Source organism: Bradyrhizobium vignae (genome assembly GCF_900324035.1).
Taxonomy (GTDB): domain Bacteria; phylum Pseudomonadota; class Alphaproteobacteria; order Rhizobiales; family Xanthobacteraceae; genus Bradyrhizobium; species Bradyrhizobium vignae.
Genome location: NZ_LS398110.1, coordinates 2859245 through 2878107, shown reverse-complemented (window position 1 = coordinate 2878107; position 18863 = coordinate 2859245). Strand labels below are relative to the sequence as shown.

Sequence of the window (18863 nt, the reverse complement as noted above, 5' to 3'; positions counted from 1 at the left end):
TTAGCCATCAAATCCCGTAGTCATACGGGCTCCGACCGAGGCTGGCGGTTCCTGCTTCGGCAGTAATCTGCAAGGGAACTCATGAGATTACGCCCATTCGCGGCCGGTCTGTTCGTTGCCCTGGCGGTGCTGGCTGCGCCATGCCATCTGCCCTTCGGAGGACTGCCCGCCATGGCCGGGAAAGCCAATGCGAACGACAGCGGCAGGGCGCCGCGCGCGTCCTCGGTTCCACCTGCCCGGGACCCTTCCGCCGCCATTGCCGAGGAATATGAGCTCGCCCGCCGCAAGGGCACGCCGGAGGCGTTCGAGCTCTTCATCGCCCGTCACGGCGACGATCCCCTCGCCGACAAGGCGCGCGCCGAGCTGAGACGGTTGTCACGCTAGCTCGTTGGTCCCGACGCACACATCAGAAGCCGGGCGGGGCCGCGGCAGTGGCCGGGGAGACCAGAATTTGTGCGGCAACAAGCTCGGCGCGTCGGAGCACGTAACCCCATTCCCCACTATGCGACCGTGCCAGCCTGCCCCAAGAGATGCGCTGAACCCTTAGATCGGAAAGCGCACGGTGAAACGAGATCTATTTCAGACAGCTCAACGAGATCACCCGAACATGCAGCCCGAGCTATGCGCTTGACCAAATGCTGGCTCAGCTCAAGCGTCTCGGCGTCCGTCTTACAGAGAGATCGCCCCTACGCCGCATCCGATCCGCATTCGGGGATCGCTTCATGCAACACTGCGAGAATGGCATTCCGATCGACCTTCGCGGTTGCTCGGTCGAGCATATCCAACCACCGTTTCATCTGTAAAATGGAAGGCTGGTTGGGCTTCGCTGCCATCACCCCTTGAATTCCAATATCGAAAGGCGGCTCTTCGCGAGCAAACAGCTTTTCATTCAGTCGTTCGCCTGGCCTCATTCCACTGAACGAAATCTCAATGTCTCGGCCGGGCTCGAGGCCTGACAGCCTTATCATGCGTTCAGCCAAATCGACTATTTTGACCGGCTGTCCCATGTTGAGCACGTAGACGGAGGCCTCATGGCCGCCAGACTCCACGGCGTGTGATGCAGCCGTGATGACCAAGTCACACGCTTCCCGAATGGTCATGAAATAGCGAAGCATATCCGGATGTGTAACTGTCACCGGCCCTCCCGCCTCGATCTGGGCCTTAAATTTTGGAACGACTGATCCTTTGGATGCTAATACATTCCCGAAGCGCACTGATATGAGCCGTGTGGTTTGCGGTCCTGAACACCGAATGTCGTGATCAAGGGCCTGACAGTACATCTCAGCAAATCTCTTTGTGAGACCTAGCATCGAAACGGGTTCAATCGCTTTGTCGGTGGAGATCAACACCATGGCTTCGACTCCCGAAGCCACCGCTGCATCCGCAACATTGATCGACCCAACTACGTTGGTCTTTACGCCTTCGCTCCAATCGCGCTCGAGGATTGGAACGTGCTTCAGTGCGGCAGCGTGAAAAACGATGTCGGGCTTAAACTCGTGCAATAGCTGGAGAACGCGATTTCGATCCCGCACATCAGCTATTCTGCCCTCTATTTTGGCGTGGAAGCTGCGCGCTGACAGCGTTTCCATCACGCCGTACAGTGCGGGCTCAGAATTATCGATCACGAGAACGCGACTTGCTCCGTGTAGAATGACACGCTCGCATATCTCAGAACCGATCGATCCGGCTCCGCCCGTGACTACAATCGACTTTCCTTTGACCAATTGCTCGATCCGGCCGTGGTCAATTGTCTGGGTAGCTCGGAGCAGCAGATCCTCAATTGCGATCGGCCTTAACTGAGGTACCTCATCCCCGTCCAAAGATGGCAAACGGCTTACGACCAGCCCAAGCTTCCGAGCCTGAACCAGAATTTTCTCGGGATGTGCATCGGTCTCGAATGCCGAAGGGCCCATCACGAGCCGAGCAATGGACCACTTGCGGTCTGCAAAGTCCCGAACCACTTCCTGCAGATCGTCTAATCCGCCCAACACCGGGATATTGCGAACCAACTGCCCCCAATCGGCACGCGATGGAGACAATAGGCCAACCGGCCAAATAGCCTTCACCGAGCCATTTTCGATCGCGCGAAGAAGAATTTCGAGGTCGGCGGCTCTACCAACCATCAACGTTGGAGTGGCACTTCGTTCCCGGGCATGATGTAACGTACGCGTATAGCGGAAGTAGCGATATGCAAACCGAGAAGCGCTGAGCAGAAATACCTGAAGGAACCAGTATAGGATAATCGTCAACTTACCTAAGAAGAACGTTCCGTAGAGGTTGGGCGCCAAGAAGACGTAATCCAACGCGACGAGTGCGACGGTGAGAACCGAGGCCGCGCGAAGAACGTTGAGGCCGTCGGGCAATGAAAAGAAACGCCACTTCGTCGTCGTCAGATTGAACACGTAACAAACAATTACGCTTAGAGCGACAAACAGCGGCAGAATTCGAGCTAACAAGGGCAAGCGCTCGAGCAGGGCATCTCCTTCAAATCGTAGATAGAAACTTGCAAGCACCGCCATCGCCGTGGCAAGCGCATCGTGCGCCGCGATAAGGAAGTTGCGCGAAGTGAGGCTTGACAAAGGTGTCATTTAAATACGCTCTCGAGAATGTGGACAGCACACTCAAGTCCATTTTGGTTTTAACCTCAAGGATTCGGCTGTACTACTGTCAAGACCCGCCGATAATTCTTCGATCTCGTTCCGTATAGGGACGGGCGCCCCAGCGGTTTGAAGTGGCTGGCCTCGATCACGGACCCTTCGTCGGTCTCCGAACGGTCAGAGGGTCCATGTGCGAATCCGATCCGCGCAGTCAAGCCCTTAGCCGCACTTTCAGAAGTAGCCCCCAACGGCGGCAAACTTTCCTAGATTGACGTTGTAGACTTACCTCACACATGTTATCGGTATTTTCATACCTCAATCGAGTATCGCTCGTTCGTAGTGCTACGCCCTCACGGCTCCCCTACCGGCGGGGCCCGATCAATGCGCCCTTGATCAGCGGTCGACGGTTCTCCGAACCCAGCCCTAGGCGGTGTGGACACTTATCGCATCGGGCGGTTTTTTTTCGAAACGAGTGGCGACGCGGCGGAATTGCTTGAGTTTTGAGAAGCAACATTCCACGAGATGGCGCTGGGCATAGAGATGTTTGTCGAGCGGATATTTGAGTGCGCGTGACGGGTTGTTGGGATGACCGCGAGCGCCTTTTTAGCGGCGATGTCTTGGCGCAAATGATCGGCGTCATAAGCTGTATCGGCCATGACGACCTCGGCGGGCAGTCCCTCGATCAATGCGGCGGCTTGTGGTGCATCGCCCTTCTGGCCTGCGGTGAGCGTGAACCGTACAGGACATCCCAAGCCGCGAACGGCCATATGTATCTTCGTGCTCAGGCCGCCGCGCGAGCGGCCAAGCGCCTGATCTTCAGACCCCCTTTTTTAGCCCCGGCGGCGTGCTGACGCGCCCGGACGATGGGGAAGATCGCGCCAGGGTGAGCCCGTACGCACGATCCAAGCACACCTTCCACGAACATCCGATTTTCGCGCCCGGTCGAGCCCTTCTGGTCAGGTCGACCTATGATCAGCGGCGCCATCCGCTCCCAAGCCGCATCGCTCAACACCAGCCGATCCATCACACCCAAGGCCGCCTCCCAAAAAGAAGCCTTGAATCTGATTTTGCTCTCAAAAGGGAATCGTTAGAGTCCACACAGCCTAGTGTACGATTACATCTGCCATATTAAGAATGCATCGGGTTGAGCAGCCGCGGCCTGAAGCCGCCTAACATCGACGCCACCTAAATCAAGCCCGAGAATTGGCGAACGTCGCTCGCCTTTGACAACCTTTGCGGCCTCTTCATTCGGGCACTATGGTAGGCGCGCGATCTGTCCCGGAGCCCATCAGTATGCCTTTTCCCCACGCCTCAGAAGCCCTGTCGCGCTTCACCGTGCTTGATCTGACCCGCGTCCGGTCCGGGCCCACCTGCGTGCGGCAACTTGCGGACTGGGGCGCCAACGTCATCAAGATCGACGCGCTCACCGAGGACGCAGGCGGCGAGCAGCCGGGCGGCCCGCGGCACGGCTCGGACTTTCAGAATCTGCACCGCAACAAGCGCGCCATCACTCTCAATTTGAAGGACCCTCGCGGTCTCGAGGTCTTCAAGCGACTGGCGGCCAAGGCCGACGTCGTGGTCGAGAATTTCCGCCCCGACGTGAAGAAGAAGCTCGGCATCGACTATGAAGCCCTGCGCCAGATCAACCCGCGCATCGTCTATGGCAGCATCTCCGGCTTCGGCCAGGACGGCCCCTACCACAAGCGGCCGGGGTTCGATCAGATCGCGCAAGGCATGGGCGGGCTGATGTCGATCACCGGCGCGCCGGGCGGCGGCCCGATGCGGGTCGGCATTCCCGTCGCCGACCTCACGGCGGGGCTGTTCTGCGCGATCGGCATCCTCACTGCGCTGCTTGAGCGCGATGCCTCCGGCGAAGGTCAGTGGGTCCAGACCTCGCTGTTGCAGGCGCAGATTTTCATGCTCGACTTCCAAGCTGCGCGCTGGCTGATGGAAAAGGAAGTAGCGAAGCAGGCGGGCAACAATCACCCGACCAGCATTCCGACCGGCGTGTTCAAGACCTCAGACGGCTACATCAACATCGCCACCACGGGCGGGCGGATCTGGGAGCGCTGTGCGCAGGCGATCGGCGCGCCTGAGCTCGTGACCAATCCGGATTATGCGACGGCGCCGGCCCGCTCGAAGAACCGCGATGCGCTCAACGCCGAGATCGAGAGGCACACCGTGACGAAATCGACCGAGACCTGGGTCAGGGAGCTCAACGAGGCCGGCGTGCCCTGCGGGCCGATCTACGCCATCGACCAGATGTTCGAGGACGCGCAAGTCAGGCATCTCGGCATCGCGCAGGACGTGCCGAATGCCGAGAACCGTCACATCCGCTTGGTCGGCCAGCCCGTAACGCTGTCGCGCACGCCGAGCAAGATGGTGGCGCGGCCGCCGGAATTCGGCGAGCAGACCGAGGAGGTGCTCGCCGAATTCGGCTTTCCCGCCGACGAGATCGCGGCGCTGAAAAAGGCCAGGGTCGTATGACCTCAACTTATGGATAACATTGAGTAAACGACGCAAGATGCTGATCTATCAGTATATTCTTGCAGGAGCCAAGAAATCATCCGAGCCGTTTCTGATCACGCTCTAGCCGGGCGCAGCAACTGTCCAACCCGGCTGACCAAGCGGTCGATCAGCGGCCAGAACAGGAGAATGATCGCCAGCGTCGTGATCGAGCCGACGAGTCCGTTCGACCAGAACACTTTCAGATCGCCACCGGCGCCGATCATCGACAGGCGGAACGCATCCTCGGCGCGATTGCCGAGCACCAGCGCCAGCGTGAATGGTGCGAGCGGAATGCCGATCTTCTTGAAGACATAGCCGACAACGCCGAAGCCGAGCATCAGCCAGATGTCGAACATCGCGTTCTGGATCGCGTAGGCGCCGATCGCGCAGGACACCACGATCATCGGCGCGACCGCGGCGAACGGCACGCGCAGGATCGAGGCGAAGATCGGCACCGTCGTCAGCACCAGCACGAGGCCGAGGACGTTGCCGAGATACATCGAGGCGATCAGGCCCCAGACGAAGTCCTTGTGCTCGACGAACAGCAGCGGACCCGGATTGAGCCCCCACACCATCAGGCCGCCAAGCAGGATCGCGGCAGTACCCGAGCCGGGAATGCCGAGCGCCAGCATCGGCAGCAGCGCCGAGGTGCCGGAGGCATGCGCCGCCGTCTCCGGCGCGAACACGCCCTCGATGCGGCCCTTGCCGAAACTATCGGGCTCCTTGGCGAAGCGTTTTGCCAGATTGTAGCCCATGAAGGACGCCGCGATCGCGCCTCCGGGGGTGATGCCGAGCCAGCAGCCGATGAAGGAGGAGCGCAGCAGCGTCACCCAGTATTTCGGCAGGTCCTTCCAGACGCCGAGCACGACGCGCAGCGAGATGCCCGCCGCATGTCCCCGCAACGCCAGCCGCTCCTCCATCGTCAGCAGGATCTCGCTGATGCCGAACAGGCCGATGACGGCGACCAGGAAGTTGATGCCGCGGAGCAACTCCGGCGAGCCGAAGGTCATGCGCAGATTACCGGACACCGTATCCATGCCGATGCCGGCGAGCAGCAGGCCCAGCGACATCGAGATGACGGTCTTGTGCTTGGCCTCGCGCCCGAGACCAACGAAGGAGCAGAAGGTCAAGAGATACACGGCGAAGAACTCGGGCGGGCCGAACTTCAGCGCGAAGGACGAGATCATCGGTGCGAGGAAGGTGATCAGGAGGACCGCGACCAGCGAGCCGATGAAGGAGGACGTGAACGCAGCCGTCAGCGCCTCCGCCGCCCTGCCCTGCTGGGCCATCGGATAGCCGTCGAAGGTGGTTGCGACCGACCAGGCTTCGCCGGGGATGTTGAACAGGATCGAGGTGATGGCGCCGCCGAACAGCGCGCCCCAATAGATGCAAGACAGCATCACGATCGCCGAGGTCGGATCCATCGTGAAGGTGAGCGGCAACAGGATCGCGACGCCATTGGGACCGCCGAGCCCCGGCAGCACGCCGACGAAGATGCCGAGCACGAGCCCGACCATCATCAGGACGAGCGTCTTCCAGGTGAGCAGGACGGCGAAGCCGTGAAGCAGGAGACCGAGAGCTTCCATCGCGTGGGCCCGCCTAGCGGCCGAGGGCCGCTTCGAGCGGTCCCTTCGGCATGATGACGTCGAAGGCGATATCGAAGGTGACGAACATGATCGCCGTGAACACGAAAGCTGTGAGCAGCGACTTCCACAGCGCGATCTTTCCGACGAGCCGCATGAAGCCCGCGATCAGGAGGAAGCTCGCGACATAGAGGCCGAGGAACTGCGTCACGACGCAGAACAGCAGCGTCGGCACGAACACCGCCATGACGCGGCGGGCCTGCGCGTGCGTGACGAAGGTCTCGCGCGAGGAGCGCCGGGCGAGGAACGCCGAGATCAGGCCGTAGAGGCTGCCGGCGCCGAGGATGACCGAGAGATAGAACGGGAAATAACCGGGCTCGGGCCCAGTCGCATCCCAGGACGCGCCGGTGCGCCAATTGTCGTAGCCGAGCGTGATGGCGAGCGCGAGCAGCAGGAGACAGACGACGATCTCGATCGTGCCGGAGGCGACGATGGAGGGCGAGTCGTCTTCGGGCGCGGTTGGATCGTCGACGACGATTTCGATATCGGTTTGGGACATGGGCGAACAACAAACGCTGCGGCTGATCCCTCTCCCGCTTGCAAGGGAGAGGTTAGAGTGAGGCGGAGTCTCCACGAGGACGGTGAAAGCTGGACTCGCGGAGAGTCCCCCTCACCCGGATTGCATCTTCGATGCAACATAGCCGAAGCTCCGCTTCGGCGTCCCCTTGAGAATGGCCGCCTAGGCCACCTATGCCCCGCAAGCGGGGAGAGGTGAAGAAGACAACTACTTCGCGACGAAACCGGCTTCCGTCATCAGCGACTTGTTCAGCGCATCGTCCTCCTCGAGGAACTGCACCATATCCTTGCCGGTGAGGAAGATCGGCTTCAGCGCCTGCTTCTCCATGTAGTCCTTGTATTCGGCAGTCTGCGTCACCTTGTGGAACAGATCGACATAGAACGCCTGCTGCTCGGCCGTGACCTTGCCGGGCAGGAACATCGCGCGCAGCATCAGATACTGCACGTCGACGCCCTCCTCCTTGCAGGTCGGGATGTCGGCCCAGGACTGGGTGTCCGTCACCTTCGTCGTGTAGGAGATGCGCTCCTTGTCGAACACGCAGAGCGGACGCACCTGGCCGGCGCGCCAGACCTCGAGATTTTCGGACGGGTTGTTGACGTTGGCTTCGGTGTGGTTGCCGACCAGCTGGGTCGCGGCTTCGCCACCCGACTTGTATGGCAAATAGGAGAATTTCGCGCCGGTCTTCTGCTCCAGGAATACGGTGAGCACGTGATCCTCGCGCTTGGAGCCGGTGCCGCCCATCTTGAATGGCGAACTCGCCGCCTTCGCGGCCGCGACGAATTCCTTCACCGTCTTGGGACCTGCGCGGTTGTCCCAGAGCACGAACTGGTCGAGCGCGACCACAGAGACCGGCGTCAGCTCACGCCAGTTGAACGGGATCTTCGCCGACAGCGGCAGCATGTAGATCAGGGAATAGGCGATCAGCACCTTGTTCGGATCGCCCTCGCTGGATTTCATGTACATCAGCGCTTCCGCGCCCGAGGCGCCGCCCTTGAGCGAGACGACCATCGGCTGCTTCATCAGATTGTTCTTCTGGATCGCGGCCTGCATCATCCGCGCCATCTGATCGGAGGCGCCACCGGCGCCCGCGGCGACCACGATCTCGACCGGCTTCGTCGGCTCCCAGCCGGCGAAGGCGGGAGCAGCTGCCAACAGCGCTCCTGCGCTGCAAGCGACCATCATCAGTTTTCGCACGCGTCTCTTCCCTGTGGTTCTATCGCCGACAAGATCATCATGTCTCTGCCTCGACAAGTAATGGCATGTTCAGGCAGTTGCGCAATGTGACTTTGGGCGGAACCCGCTGTTGAGGCAACGAGTCGCGGTTCACCCGCAGATGCGACCACGCGCCCAGAGTGGGTCCATGGACAAAGTTCTCTCGCAAGAACGAAACGATGGCTCGAGACAAACGATCTTCAACCATAGCTCCTTTCCCTCACGTAGACTCTCGACAACGGAGAACCGCGTTCAAGCGAACCAGCGCTGTTAACCATCCCGCTAAAAATTTATGCCATGCAGCTGGCTTTTCTCAGATCCGCGTTCTACATTTGTCCTGCCGCCGCAATAAACGCGAAGGCGGCCGCCGCCGATGTTGGAGCACCGGACGACGGCCTGACCACAACAGACTTCGATGGAGTCCATCATGGCTGATGGCCATTATACCGCCGATTCGGCGATCGTTTTCGCTTTCAAGCTTGCTGTTCCCGGCCGCAAGGGCCGCCAGGGCGGCCCCGAGGAGCAGGTTGTCGCGGCGCTCGCGCGCTGCAAGTCGGCGAACGAGGCAATGCTCTTGGCTTCGCCCCTGAACTAGCACCCGCCCTACTCACCCCAGACCCGCGATCCGCACGCCGGCGACGCCCCGTCGCGGCATGGCCGCACGGCGCTGCTCGTTCGAGCCGAGCCCAGTGCCGTGCTGCCCCGTTCGGACAGGATCTTCATAAGCCCCAGGAGTTCTTCAATGTCGTTGTTCAAGAGCAAGGCCGTGCTGGCCCGCAGCACCACCCACATCTACCGGCCCTGTGGCGGCATTGCCGACGTGCGCGAGGTCACCGACCGCGCCGCCCATGTCCGGGTTCTCGATTTTCCGTCGACACTGATTTCGGACATCATCGCAAGCGAGCTTGCCTGCCCCGCCTTCTACGCCATGGTCGGCTCGGGGCGCATCTATCTCGGGGAGACCAACAATGTCGGCCGCCGGTTGGGAGAACATGCCGCCGATCCTCAGAAGGCGTTCGTGCAGCGGGTCTTCGTTGTCCGGGGCGCCGAAGGGTTCCGCTTCACCAAGGACACGGCCGTCTATCTGCAGTACACGCTGACGCAGGCCGCCAAGGCGGGCAGGGCATTGCAGGTGATGGCGGGTTGCCCGCCCCGCTTGCCCGAACTCGACCCGCTCGACGTTCCGCTTCTCGAGCGCATCCTGGAGGATAGCAAGCGCCTTCTGTTCGACGCCGGCCTCGCCGCTTTCGAACCCTCACCGTTCACTGGCGCGCACGAGCAGATCGCCGAGATTCCCGCATCCGAAACCGTCGAGGCGGACGAGACCGGCCCGATGGAAATCGGTGTCGACCTGCCGCGCGGCGGCAGCGAGTTCGAGCTTCGCTACGACGACACGCTGTGGGCGCACGGCTATCCCGCCGGCGACCGCTTCGTGGTGGCGGCCGGTTCGGACATTCGCATCACCACGAATCCGAGCGCGAGCGCAGTCAACCGCGCCCGCCGCGCGGCATTGTTCGACGCCGGCGTCTTGAGCCCGATCCCCGGAGCCTCCGATCGCATGCGCCTGACCGTCGACGTCGCCCTCCCCTCGATGGCGATCGCCGCCGCCGTGGCGTGCGGTGCCCATGTCGATTCTTCGAAGTGGCGGGCGATCGACCCCAATCAGCGCCCCTTGATGCATCTCTAGTACGAAGGTCGACGTCGCACGCTCCCGAGAGCGTGCGGCGGGGGCCTCAGCGCTTCTGGCGGCACCGCACCGCCGATCGAGCCCGAGGCGCCGGGCGTTGCCTTCCGCCCCTGGCGAGGCCTTCACAACAAACATCGGGCGGCCGATCGCCGGCCGGTTGCAGCGATGCATTCATGGACAAGATGATGACCGACGATACGGACGAGATAACGTTCACCGCTTTCGATCTGGATCTCATCGAAGGGGCGGCGGAGGATTCAGCCTCGAGCGACGACGAACTCGCCAAGCTGCCGCGGATTCTCCGATATGGGCTGCTCGCCTCGCGTGGCGTCAATTCGGTCTATCAGCGACTTGCAGCCGACATCGAGGAAAGCTGTCCCGGCTTGCCGTTGGCCGCCGCATGGCTGGACATGCCCAATGCCGACACCGGTAGCAGGCTCGCCGCGGAGCTCGACCACCGCTCCGTCGTCGAGGACAAGAGTGAGCTGCGGGGTCTTGCCGATTGCATCCGGCTGACCTCGCTGATGCTGCCCCGCGACAAGGCTCTCATCGAGGACCATCGACGTGTTGCAAGAGCCTTGCTCGCCGCGCTGCGCAAGCTCGACCACGACAGCCCTCTTCGTCTCGCCGCCGAAGCAGAGGCGGTGACCTATGGCTGGGCAGCCTTGCCGGTCTGTGCGAACGACGTCACCAGAACCTTCCAGACTCCGGCCGCGACCGCCGCGGCGGCTCTGGGCGCGCAGATGGCAAAGTATCGGATTGAGGACGTCACGGCGAAACTCATGGCACACGCCGCCAGGGAACGAGTGGAACGAACCAAGTCCGATCGCGCCGTGGCTCCCGAGAAGGACGCGCGAGCCGACGACGCGCCGGCGCCGAACGGCCAGGTTGTGGTCGCCCAAATAGATTCGGCAGAGGTCTCGCGCCATAAGCTGAAGGACATCATGGCGCCGCTGAGTAAGGTCATCAATATCGCCTTGCCCCTCGTCGCCATGCCTCCTCTCTCCGAAGTACGTCGAGCACTGCTGGCCGAGTTTCCGTATGCGGCCCTCGTCGTCGACTTTGTCCTTGCCGATCTCGTCGGTCGGCCAACGGTGAGACTAAATCCATTGCTGTTGAGCGGCGAACCGGGGTCCGGGAAGACGCGGTTTGCGGAGCGCATGTTTCATCATCTCGGCGTATCCTGTTGGCGCACCGACGCAACGGCAGCCGACGGCTCGGCCTTCGGTGGCACCGACCGACGCTGGTCGACCGCCCAGGTCTGCCATCCCATGTTGGCGATCGCGCGTGCAGGCCACGGCAACCCCGGAATTCTCATCGACGAAATCGACAAGGCCGCGATTGGCCGCGACTATGGCCGGCTGTTCGATCGCCTGCTGGCGTTCCTGGAGTCGGAGACCGCGCGTCAATACCCTGATCCCGCATTGCAGACCACGCTGGACCTACGCCATGTTTCTTACGTCGCCACCGCCAATCACACCCACACGCTGCCGTCCCCGTTGCGCGACCGATTTCGGCAGATCGAATTTCCGAAGCCCGCCGCAGAGGACCTCGAGGCCTTGCTGCCTGCCGTGATCGCCGACATCTTGCGTGATCGTGGTCTCGACCGTCGCTGGATGATTCCGTTCACGACGGCGGAGAAGCAGGCTATTGCCCGCCACTGGCATGGCGGCTCGGTCCGCCGCTTGCGCCGGGTCGTGGAGGTCGTGATGCGCGAGCATGACGCTTGGGCCGCCCGCAACTGAGCGATGTTGTTCGATCGCGAGACGGTCCTGCCGATGCACATTATTTGTGGCGCAGGTTGCGCTCGCGTGCGTCTCGCGCCGACAGCGGCCCAGCATCGGTAGCGCCCGAGCGATCTTGGCTCCCGCACTGGACACGAGTGTTCTCGCCAGCCCAGCCCTGACTGCCCGGAAACTGCGCATCACCGGGTTGGTCTCGTCCAAAGATCGGGAGCTTAAGACCGTCAGCGATCCGGCTTGGGTTTCGGGCGGCGACGATGGGGGAGCTGCCTCGCGCGGTCGATGCTGCCGGTGCGGGGCTCTCGGGCGGCTTCGATCCTCACGTAGCCGACCAGTTTCCGGCCATGCTGCTGGTGGCCGTAGTGAGACTGGGTCTTGTCGGTACCGTGCCCCGCGGCAATAGCGACCTCCCTGCCCGCCCCGTAAGTTGCCTTCAGGTCGGCGACAACTTGGTTCCTTACGACGTAGGGCGTGATGGACACCGCGACATCGCGAAAAACACGCTCGCCAAGCCTGACAAGCGCTTTGCGGAAGGCGTCGGTTGAGGCGATCGTCACGACCTGGCACCCGCCTGCGCACAAATCGGCAAGGCACTGCGCTGGCCCTCCGATAATGGTCCAGTCCACGGTGATGGTGGTGCGGCCGGTGCCATATCGGCCACGGTGGCTCTTGGCCGGTGTATATTCGATCGAGAGCTCATTTTCTTTCATGGAAAGGCGAACGCCCAGCCGATGCACGTCGTTGCGCAGCCCTTCAGTCAATTCTTCGGGTCTGATCGCAGCGATCAGGCAAACCGCAAGCGCCGCTTGATATGGCCAGCCCTTGGAAACGCCATCCCACAGCTCTCTCGTCCAGTCGCCCCCTCTCTTGTGCAGGACTGCCAAGACGTTCTTCTTTCCGCCCTGGGCACCCTCAGATTCTTCCTTCTTTCCGCCCTGGTCACCCTCAGATTCTTCGCATTCTTCCGTCTGTTCAGCCTCAATCGGCTTCCAGCGGGAAGGCCCGTTCTCGAAGGGCAGAACGCCGGGCTCGCAAGGGGGGTCGAGCGCCAACGATTTCTCCACCGGGATCAACACCCGATGAAGCCGACGCGCATATTCCAGAGCGAGATCTGCATCGCCCCGCTCCGCGGCGTCGTAGCAGCCCCAGAAGAGGTTGATTAAAGTAATCCTTGCCGCAGTATGAAATGCAGCACGGGAAAAATAATAGGTGTGGCGGCTACTGCGCGGCCTCAACGGATCGAGATTGCCCGTTGCCAGCATGCGCTCGAACTCCCCGAGATAGGCATCGAGCGTATTCGGGCTGACTTCGCGCTTGGGAATGCGGTCGCAACATGCCCGCGTACGCTCCAACAGTTTCCGGACGTTTACGTTCATTGCTGGACTAGCCTCCTTATTGTCGGACGCCTAGCGTCCAGAAAAGTGCTTGGTGTAGGATGGTCGTGATGCAGTTCGAGCCGTTGGCGACAGATCGCGTCCGACTACATGGAGGTCGGGTCTCGCGTATGCGGGTCCGAGGCTCGCGCGGGAGCAGGGCTATCCGAAAATAGTCCCGGAAACCTGGCGCGGAACGATCGGCGCCTCGGTCGCGCCGCCGAGCAATCCACATTTCTTTCCGAGTTCGCCGATCGCCGAAGAGTTGGCCCCCGCCAGAAAACCGACGAACGACGCGAGCTGAGCGGAAGACAGAGCGGTGACCAGCATGACCGCGAGCCGATCCAGCTCTTCCGGAGAAACGCCGGCGCGGCGGCTACGGCTAGAGCTACCCTTCGTCTCGTTGATGCGCTCCACGACGATTGCGAAGGTCGGGATATCTCCCGCGGCGATCTCTGCCAAGATAGCCTCGACCAACTCGGGGGCAACGCCCTTGGCGCCGAGCTTATAAGCAATACGGGAGGGTACTTTCGAAACGGCCTCGGGCCCGTAGCAGTCAGACAGCCTCGCCACGTTCATGTAGTTCTGCAGCGTGCGAAGGCTTTCGGTGTAAGCTTCTTTGCAGTAGGTGAGAAACTCACCCTTCTGCAGCTTGGATTTCACCTCGATGAGTGCTTTGCCGGCATCGATGCCACAGTCGATCGAGGATCGGATAGACGCTCGAATTTGCATCGTCAGACGCCGAACTTCCTCGCGATGCTCGGCCGGGATCTTCGTGTAGTCGTAAGTATCGACGTCCCTCATGCGGTCCTCTCAGGCTGAAACCCAGTGGACCCCCCGTAGGACTGCCGCCCTACCCCGCGAGTAGATTAGATCCCTTCGGAATTCCGTCAAGGCAATTTGATCAACTCAAATAAAAAATCTTAAAAAGCGAAATTGTTTCGCTTTCGGAAACATATAAAGACCAAAAGCACTACTTTAGTGCTTTGCTATCAGCTACTCGTCGGCACCAAGCCAATCATCATGACGAGAGCTTTTAACGAGATTGGTCCGTTAATCTCTATCCACTGATGCATCTATCAGGATTAGAGATGTGTCGTGCGCCCAACAGACCAATGGCAACTTGTTTGGCACGAGGACCGAGTGCACACACGTGCTTCGCGTGGCTCCATAGAGCACAGGCTGCCTGCCGTGCCCGAAAATACCGACGCATCGAAAATTTCGCTCTCGTCGCGCGAATTGGATGCCAAAAAACGAAACTGTTTCGCTTTCTCGATCGGGATGCTTTTGAGCGGGAGTTCGCTACCTGCCCTTCCAGTTCGGGGCGCGCTTGTTGAGGAAAGCGTCCATGCCCTCGCGGAAATCCTCGCTCATATAGGCTTTCAGGATCAGGTCCTCGCCCTCTTCGCGCGACAGCGTGCGGCGGATGCGACGCACCGCCTCCTTGGTTGCTTCCAGCGTCAGCGGCGCATGGCTGGCGACGAGCTTTGCGGTCTCGTCGGCACGGCGCTGCAGCGTCTCGACGTCGGGCACGACCTCGTTGAGCAGGCCGAGGGCCAGCGCCTCCTGCGCCTCGACGAGGCGCGCCTTGAAGATCAGATCCTTGGTGCGGGCAGGCCCGACCAGCGCGACGACGCGGCTGATGTTGGACATCGACAGGCAATTGCCGAGCGTGCGCGCGATCGGAAAGCCCATCCGCGTCGTCTCGGTGCCGATGCGGAGATCGCAGCAGGCCGCGATGCCGGCACCGCCGCCGGTGCAGGCCCCGGCGATGGCCGCGATCACCGGCACGCGGCACTGCTCCAGCGTGCCGAGCACGCGGTCGATGCGGGCCTCGTAGTCGAGCGCGTCCTGCGCGGTCTTGAAGGCGCGAAATTGCGAGATGTCGGTGCCGGAGGCGAACGCCTTGTCGCCGGCGCCGGTCAGGATCAGTGCCTTGATCGAACGGTCGGCGTTGATCTCCTGGCAGATCTCCGCCATGCGGTCATACATGGCGAAGGTCATGGCGTTGCGCGCTTGCGGGCGGTTGAAGGTGATCCGCGCGATGCCGTCCTGGACGGAGTAGAGCAGGTCTTCGTTGGCAGTCGGTGCGTTCATCGCGCGCTCACTTTCGTTACTTCAGTTCGGTCGCCCTTAAGCGCCCGGATCCCTAAGCGACTTGGGCCTTGGTCATCGGCACCACGTCGCGTCCCTTCAGGACGTCCATGGCCGCCAGCACGCCGCCGCTCCGATGCGGGATCTTTGCAAGGTCGAGACCCATCTCGACACCAGCGAGGGTGCCCATCAGCATCAGATCGTTGAAATGGCCGATATGGCCGATGCGGAACACCTTGCCCTTGACCTTGTTCAGGCCGGTGCCGAGCGACATGTCGAAGTTTTCCAGCACCACCTTGCGGAAGGCGTCGGCGTCGTGACCCTCGGGCACGCGCACGCCGGTCAGCGCCGGCGAATGCGCGGCCGGATCGGCGCATTGCGTCTCCAGGCCCCAGACCTTGACGGCGGCGCGAGTCGCTGCACTGTGGCGCTTGTGTCGGGCCCAGACATTCTCCAGCCCCTCCTCCTCGAGCATCTTCACGGCTTCGCGCAGGCCGTAGAGCAGATTGGTCGCGGGCGTGTAGGGGAAGGTGCCGAGCTTGTTGAAGCTGATGACCTCCTGCCAGTCCCAATAGGAGCGCATGCCCGGATTGGCCTTGGCAACGGCGAGCGCCTTTTCCGAGATGGCGTTGAAGCCAAGCCCCGGCGGCAGCATCAGGCCCTTCTGGGAGCCCGCGACCGAGACGTCGATGCCCCAGGCATCGTGCTCATATTCCATCGAGCCGAGGCCGGAGATGGTGTCGACCATCAGCAGCGCCGGATGTTTTGTGCGGTCGAGTATCTTGCGCACCTCCAGCGGCGGCGTCACGCAGCCGGTCGAGGTCTCGTTGTGGACGACGCAGACCGCCTTGATGGCGTGCTGCTTGTCCGCGGCAAGGCGCTTCTCGATCTCGGCGAGATCGGCGCCATGGCGCCAGTCGCTCGGGATGAAGTCGACGTCGAGCTTGAACTTGTCGGCGATGCCGCGCCAGAGCACGGCGAACTGGCCGGTCTCGCACATCAAGACCTTGTCGCCGGGCGCGAACACATTGACCATCGCCGCTTCCCACGCACCGGTGCCGGACGAGGGGAAGATGATCACGGGCTGCTTGGTGCGGAACACCCGCTGCATCGCAGCGAGGACGGCAAAACCGAGCTCGGCGAACTCCGGACCGCGATGGTCCAGCGTCGGCGTGTCCATCGCCCGCAGCACCCGATCGGGCACGTTGGTCGGTCCTGGAATCTGTAAGAAATGCCTTCCAGTATGCACGGTCATCGGCGTCCTTCCCGGTCTAGCCTTGGTTTGGTGGGCGCCGAATAGCACCATTTGACCGGCTTGTCCCCTCCTCCAAAAGAGGACGTCCGTGGATCGTGGGCCGGCCCGTCTACTCCCACCGCGACCACCCTTACGTGCCGGCGATCTTCAGATGCGGCGAGGCGTTGCCTTGGGGACGCTGCTCCAAGAGCTTCATCGCGACATCGACACCGCCGGAGCGATGTGGCACGCCGGCGACCGACAGACCCATCTCGACGCCGGTGAGCGCGCCGAGCAACGTCAGCGCGTTGCATTCGCCGAGATGCCCTATGCGGAAGACTTTTCCGGCGACCTTCGAAAGCCCAGAGCCGAGCGACATGTTGTAATTGTCGAGCACCACTTTCCGGAACTGGTCGGCATCATGGCCGGGCGGCATCAGCACCGCGGTCAGCACCGGCGAGAATTCCGACGGCTCCTGGCAGAGCACTTCGAGCCCCCAATGATGGACGGCGGCGCGCGTCGCGGCGGCAAGCCGCTGATGCCTGGCGAATACGTTGTCGAGCCCTTCCTCGAGCAGCATCGCGATCGCCTCGCGCAGGCCGTAGAGCAGATTGGTCGCCGGCGTATAGGGGAAGAAGCCTTTTGCGTTCGGCTTGAGCATCTCCTCCCAGTCGAAATAGGAGCGCGGCATCCTGTTGGTCTTGGACGCGGCCAGCGCCTTATCCGAGATCGCGTTGAAGCCGAGGCCGGGCGGCAGCATAAAACCCTTCTGCGAGCAGCTGACGCTGACGTCGACCTTCCACTCGTCGTGGCGATAGTCGACCGAGCCGAGCGAGGAGATGGTGTCGACCATCAGCAGTGCGGGATGGCCCGTGCGGTCGATTGCGGCGCGGATCTCGGCGATGCGGCTGGTCGCGCCGGTCGAGGTTTCGTTGTGCACGACCATGACGGCCTTGATCGCGTGCGCGGTATCCCCAGCGAGCTTCGCCTCGATCACCGCCGGATCGGCGCCGCGGCGCCAGTCGCCCGGGATGAAATCGACCTCGATGCCGAAACGGCCGGCCATCTGCCGCCACATCGTGGCGAAATGGCCGGTCTCGACCATCAGCACTTTGTCGCCCGGCGACAGGGTGTTGACGATCGCGGCCTCCCAGGCGCCGGTCCCCGACGAGGGGAAGATCACCACGGGTCCCTTGGTCTGGAAGATCTTCTGGCTGCCTTCGAGCACGGTGCGGCCAAGCTCGCCGAACTCCGCGCTGCGGTGATCAATGACAGGCATATCCATGGCGCGCAGGATGCGCTCGGGGACCGGGCTCGGGCCGGGAATCTGCAGGAAATGGCGTCCCTGATGCATGAAGACCTCCTCGTCGGCGGTAATGGACCGGCTTCTTGCATCATTTTGCATTCATTTTTTGTCTATTCAATCGAAATTTGGTATTCGATTGTGGACGTCGACGCGACCAAACGGGCAAACTACTGTGCTGCAAATGAAATCCACGATTCCGGACACCGGAGCTCCGATCACCCCGCCCGACGCGAATGGCGGCGACCGCCAGGAGGCGTCGCTTCACGGCGAGATCCTGCTGCGGCTGCGCGACTATGTGGTCGAGGGCAACATCCCCGCGGGCGGGCGCGTTCCCGAGCGGCAGCTCTGCGAGATGCTCGGCATCTCCCGCACGCCCTTGCGCGAGGCCTTGAAGGTACTCGCCGCCGAGGGGCTGATCGAGCTGCTACCCAACCGCGGCGCGCGGGTGCGCCAACTCAGCCGGCGCGACCTGGAGGAGCTGTTCGATGTCATGGCGGGACTGGAAAGCCTGGCCGGGCGCCTCGCCTGCGAGACCATCACCGATGCCGAGATCACCGCGATCGAGCAGCTGCATTACGAAATGTACGGCCACTACCTGCACCGCGACATGCACGGCTATTTCCAGGCCAACCAGCGCATTCACGAAAGCATCGTCGCGGCCGCCCGTAACGAGACGCTGAAGACCGCCTACGCCAATTTTGCCGGCCGCATTCGCCGCGTCCGCTACTCCGCCAATTTCGCCCGGAAGCGGCAGCGTTGGGCGGAGGCGATGCGCGAGCACGAGGCCATCCTCGATGCACTGCGCCGCCGCGCCGGCAGCGAGCTCAGCGACATCTTGTTCCAGCACCTGCGCAACAAGCGGATGGCGGCGATCGAGCACCTGACCGAGCCCCAAGAGGGCGCACAGGCATCGCCCTAAGAACCCGATCAGCTTGCTCATTTTGAATTCA

General features: G+C 62.1%; 15 protein-coding genes and 1 pseudogene. 6 read left to right on the top strand and 10 right to left on the bottom strand.

The features are described from left to right. Window positions 1-81 precede the first annotated feature (81 nt). Window positions 82-384, top strand: coding sequence for a hypothetical protein (locus tag BRAD3257_RS13880; protein WP_122402293.1), 303 nt, complete (start codon window positions 82-84; stop codon window positions 382-384). 302 nt (window positions 385-686) lie between these two features. Here BRAD3257_RS13880 and BRAD3257_RS13875 read toward each other — a convergent pair whose 3' ends face one another. Together BRAD3257_RS13875 and BRAD3257_RS13870 are read right to left on the bottom strand one after the other, a co-directional pair. Further along, window positions 687-2588 (bottom strand): polysaccharide biosynthesis protein, encoded by a 1902-nt coding sequence (locus tag BRAD3257_RS13875; RefSeq protein ID WP_122402292.1) that lies wholly within the window; start codon window positions 2586-2588, stop codon window positions 687-689. Window positions 2589-3020: 432 nt separating this feature from the next. Then, window positions 3021-3630 (bottom strand): annotated as a pseudogene (locus BRAD3257_RS13870) (IS5 family transposase). A 260-nt stretch (window positions 3631-3890) separates the two neighbouring features. Between BRAD3257_RS13870 and BRAD3257_RS13865 the strand changes: the two are divergent. After that, a complete protein-coding gene (locus BRAD3257_RS13865) occupies window positions 3891-5084 on the top strand; it encodes a CaiB/BaiF CoA transferase family protein (RefSeq protein ID WP_162500197.1) in 1194 nt (397 codons plus the stop codon). 95 nt (window positions 5085-5179) lie between these two features. On the opposite strand, the gene BRAD3257_RS13860 is transcribed toward BRAD3257_RS13865, so the two are convergent. The 3 genes from BRAD3257_RS13860 to BRAD3257_RS13850 all read right to left on the bottom strand — a co-directional run bounded on the left by BRAD3257_RS13860 (window position 5180) and on the right by BRAD3257_RS13850 (window position 8447). Next, on the bottom strand, window positions 5180-6691 hold the full coding sequence (locus BRAD3257_RS13860) for a tripartite tricarboxylate transporter permease (protein WP_122402290.1): 1512 nt from the start codon (window positions 6689-6691) through the stop codon (window positions 5180-5182). Between the two features lie 13 nt (window positions 6692-6704). Further along, window positions 6705-7247: a tripartite tricarboxylate transporter TctB family protein gene (locus tag BRAD3257_RS13855; protein WP_162500196.1), complete on the bottom strand. Its 543-nt coding sequence runs from the start codon at window positions 7245-7247 to the stop codon at window positions 6705-6707. Window positions 7248-7472: 225 nt separating this feature from the next. Beyond that, window positions 7473-8447: a tripartite tricarboxylate transporter substrate binding protein gene (locus BRAD3257_RS13850; RefSeq protein WP_122402288.1), complete on the bottom strand. Its 975-nt coding sequence runs from the start codon at window positions 8445-8447 to the stop codon at window positions 7473-7475. 457 nt (window positions 8448-8904) lie between these two features. Here BRAD3257_RS13850 and BRAD3257_RS39705 point away from each other — a divergent pair, with 457 nt between their 5' ends. The 3 genes from BRAD3257_RS39705 (at window position 8905) to BRAD3257_RS13835 (ending at window position 11909) form a co-directional block, all read left to right on the top strand. After that, entirely contained in the window at window positions 8905-9072 is a 168-nt protein-coding gene (locus BRAD3257_RS39705) for a hypothetical protein (protein ID WP_160118811.1), read from the top strand. Window positions 9073-9219: 147 nt separating this feature from the next. Continuing rightward, window positions 9220-10164, top strand: a complete 945-nt coding sequence (locus BRAD3257_RS13840; protein ID WP_122402286.1) for a DUF4357 domain-containing protein — start codon at window positions 9220-9222, stop codon at window positions 10162-10164. 173 nt (window positions 10165-10337) lie between these two features. Then, window positions 10338-11909: an AAA family ATPase gene (locus tag BRAD3257_RS13835; protein WP_244607946.1), complete on the top strand. Its 1572-nt coding sequence runs from the start codon at window positions 10338-10340 to the stop codon at window positions 11907-11909. A gap of 221 nt (window positions 11910-12130) precedes the next feature. On the opposite strand, the gene BRAD3257_RS13830 is transcribed toward BRAD3257_RS13835, so the two are convergent. The 5 genes from BRAD3257_RS13830 to BRAD3257_RS13810 all read right to left on the bottom strand — a co-directional run bounded on the left by BRAD3257_RS13830 (window position 12131) and on the right by BRAD3257_RS13810 (window position 17961). Beyond that, on the bottom strand, window positions 12131-13282 hold the full coding sequence (locus BRAD3257_RS13830) for a hypothetical protein (RefSeq protein WP_122402285.1): 1152 nt from the start codon (window positions 13280-13282) through the stop codon (window positions 12131-12133). A gap of 159 nt (window positions 13283-13441) precedes the next feature. Then, a complete protein-coding gene (locus BRAD3257_RS13825) occupies window positions 13442-14083 on the bottom strand; it encodes a hypothetical protein (RefSeq protein WP_122402284.1) in 642 nt (213 codons plus the stop codon). Window positions 14084-14581: 498 nt separating this feature from the next. Continuing rightward, window positions 14582-15376, bottom strand: coding sequence for an enoyl-CoA hydratase/isomerase family protein (locus tag BRAD3257_RS13820; protein WP_122402283.1), 795 nt, complete (start codon window positions 15374-15376; stop codon window positions 14582-14584). A gap of 52 nt (window positions 15377-15428) precedes the next feature. Further along, the gene (locus tag BRAD3257_RS13815; protein WP_122402282.1) at window positions 15429-16628 is read right to left on the bottom strand and encodes a pyridoxal-phosphate-dependent aminotransferase family protein; all 1200 of its coding nucleotides are present in this window, start codon (window positions 16626-16628) and stop codon (window positions 15429-15431) included. Window positions 16629-16758: 130 nt separating this feature from the next. Next, on the bottom strand, window positions 16759-17961 hold the full coding sequence (locus BRAD3257_RS13810; RefSeq protein WP_430648824.1) for a pyridoxal-phosphate-dependent aminotransferase family protein: 1203 nt from the start codon (window positions 17959-17961) through the stop codon (window positions 16759-16761). A gap of 133 nt (window positions 17962-18094) precedes the next feature. Between BRAD3257_RS13810 and BRAD3257_RS13805 the strand changes: the two genes are divergently transcribed. After that, window positions 18095-18832 carry a GntR family transcriptional regulator gene (locus tag BRAD3257_RS13805; protein ID WP_162500571.1) on the top strand — a complete coding sequence of 246 codons (738 nt, stop codon included), beginning with the start codon at window positions 18095-18097 and terminating at the stop codon, window positions 18830-18832. The last annotated feature ends 31 nt before the right edge of the window (window positions 18833-18863 follow it).

What these genes read in the sequence shown, in the direction of transcription:
- BRAD3257_RS13840 (WP_122402286.1), top strand. Translation starts at nt 9,220, where the DNA reads ATGTCGTTGTTCAAGAGCAAGGCCGTGCTGGCCCGCAGCACCACCCAC.
- BRAD3257_RS13820 (WP_122402283.1), bottom strand. Translation starts at nt 15,376, where the DNA reads ATGAACGCACCGACTGCCAACGAAGACCTGCTCTACTCCGTCCAGGAC.
- BRAD3257_RS13865 (WP_162500197.1), top strand. Translation starts at nt 3,891, where the DNA reads ATGCCTTTTCCCCACGCCTCAGAAGCCCTGTCGCGCTTCACCGTGCTT.
- BRAD3257_RS13880 (WP_122402293.1), top strand. Translation starts at nt 82, where the DNA reads ATGAGATTACGCCCATTCGCGGCCGGTCTGTTCGTTGCCCTGGCGGTG.
- BRAD3257_RS13815 (WP_122402282.1), bottom strand. Translation starts at nt 16,628, where the DNA reads ATGACCGTGCATACTGGAAGGCATTTCTTACAGATTCCAGGACCGACC.
- BRAD3257_RS13825 (WP_122402284.1), bottom strand. Translation starts at nt 14,083, where the DNA reads ATGAGGGACGTCGATACTTACGACTACACGAAGATCCCGGCCGAGCAT.
- BRAD3257_RS13835 (WP_244607946.1), top strand. Translation starts at nt 10,338, where the DNA reads ATGGACAAGATGATGACCGACGATACGGACGAGATAACGTTCACCGCT.
- BRAD3257_RS13860 (WP_122402290.1), bottom strand. Translation starts at nt 6,691, where the DNA reads ATGGAAGCTCTCGGTCTCCTGCTTCACGGCTTCGCCGTCCTGCTCACC.
- BRAD3257_RS13875 (WP_122402292.1), bottom strand. Translation starts at nt 2,588, where the DNA reads ATGACACCTTTGTCAAGCCTCACTTCGCGCAACTTCCTTATCGCGGCG.
- BRAD3257_RS13810 (WP_430648824.1), bottom strand. Translation starts at nt 17,961, where the DNA reads ATGCATCAGGGACGCCATTTCCTGCAGATTCCCGGCCCGAGCCCGGTC.
- BRAD3257_RS13850 (WP_122402288.1), bottom strand. Translation starts at nt 8,447, where the DNA reads ATGATGGTCGCTTGCAGCGCAGGAGCGCTGTTGGCAGCTGCTCCCGCC.
- BRAD3257_RS39705 (WP_160118811.1), top strand. Translation starts at nt 8,905, where the DNA reads ATGGCTGATGGCCATTATACCGCCGATTCGGCGATCGTTTTCGCTTTC.
- BRAD3257_RS13805 (WP_162500571.1), top strand. Translation starts at nt 18,095, where the DNA reads ATGAAATCCACGATTCCGGACACCGGAGCTCCGATCACCCCGCCCGAC.
- BRAD3257_RS13855 (WP_162500196.1), bottom strand. Translation starts at nt 7,247, where the DNA reads ATGTCCCAAACCGATATCGAAATCGTCGTCGACGATCCAACCGCGCCC.
- BRAD3257_RS13830 (WP_122402285.1), bottom strand. Translation starts at nt 13,282, where the DNA reads ATGAACGTAAACGTCCGGAAACTGTTGGAGCGTACGCGGGCATGTTGC.